1 protein-coding gene is annotated in these 1,118 nt (G+C 68.2%); it reads left to right on the plus strand.

The features are described 5' to 3' along the window. Positions 1–1,118: ATP-binding protein (locus MOV74_RS38780; protein WP_246932862.1), on the plus strand; the 1,118-nt coding region annotated here is incomplete at both ends.

A 1,118-nucleotide genomic window follows, 5' to 3' on the forward strand; every position in this document is an offset into this window, starting at 1 on the left:
TGGGACGCGACGTCACCGACCGCACCGAGACCGAGCGCGCGCTGTCCGACGCGCGCGACCAGGCCGACGCCGCCAACCGCGCCAAATCGCGCTTTCTCGCCATGGCCTCGCACGAGATCCGCACGCCGCTGAACGGCATCATCGGCATGGGCGGCCTGTTGCTCGACACCACGCTGACGCCGGAACAGACGACCTACGCCAGAGCGGTGAAGACGTCAGGCGAAGCCCTGATGGCGCTGATCGAGGAGCTGCTCGACTATTCCAAGATCGAGGCGGGCAAGCTCGATCTCGAGCAACGCCCGTTCGCGCTCTCGACCCTGGTCGAGGAGATCACAGAGCTGCTCGCGCCGCGCGCGCAGGCAAAGCAGCTCGAGATCGCGGCCTATGTCGACGAGCGCCTGCCGCTTGAAGTCGTCGGCGACGCCGCCCGGCTGCGCCAGGTGCTGCTCAATCTCGCCGGCAACGCCATCAAGTTCACAAGCAACGGCGGCGTCGCGCTGATCGTCGAACCCGGCATTTGGCCGAACGAGATCAGCTTCCTGGTCCGCGACACCGGCATCGGCATCGCACCGGAAGCACAGCAACGCATCTTCCGCGAGTTCGAGCAGGCCGACGAGCGCATCGCCCGCACCTATGGCGGCACCGGGCTCGGCCTTTCCATCAGCGAGCGCATCGCAAGGCGCATGGGCGGCCGGATCACGCTCACGAGCGAGCCGGGCAAGGGCTCGACCTTCGAGATCGCGGTGCCGCTTCCGCCGTCGCAAGCCAGCGCGGGACAGACGGCCTTTCCGAGTCCCGACCTCGCCGGCAAGTCGATGCTTCTGGTCGCCGACGGCATCGAGGCCTCGCTGATCGCGCGGCGCCTGGAGCGTTGGGGCGGCCAGACCTGCATGGTTGTGGATGCGGCGGTCGCCGAAGCGCTGTTGCCCGAACGCTCATGGCACGCGGTGCTGATCGATCGTGCGATCGGCCCTGCCATGGCCGACCGCCTGGGCGAAATGGCCCGCACGCATGCGCCACAGCGTCTCGTGCTGCTGACGTCGAGCTCGCGCCATGAAAAGCTGTCGCCGGCCTTCACCGGCTTTCTGGTGAAGCCGCTGCGGGCAGCCTCGCTCGCC

The sequence above is a fragment of the Bradyrhizobium sp. SHOUNA76 genome, from assembly GCF_023006445.1.
Taxonomy (GTDB): Bacteria; Pseudomonadota; Alphaproteobacteria; order Rhizobiales; family Xanthobacteraceae; genus Bradyrhizobium.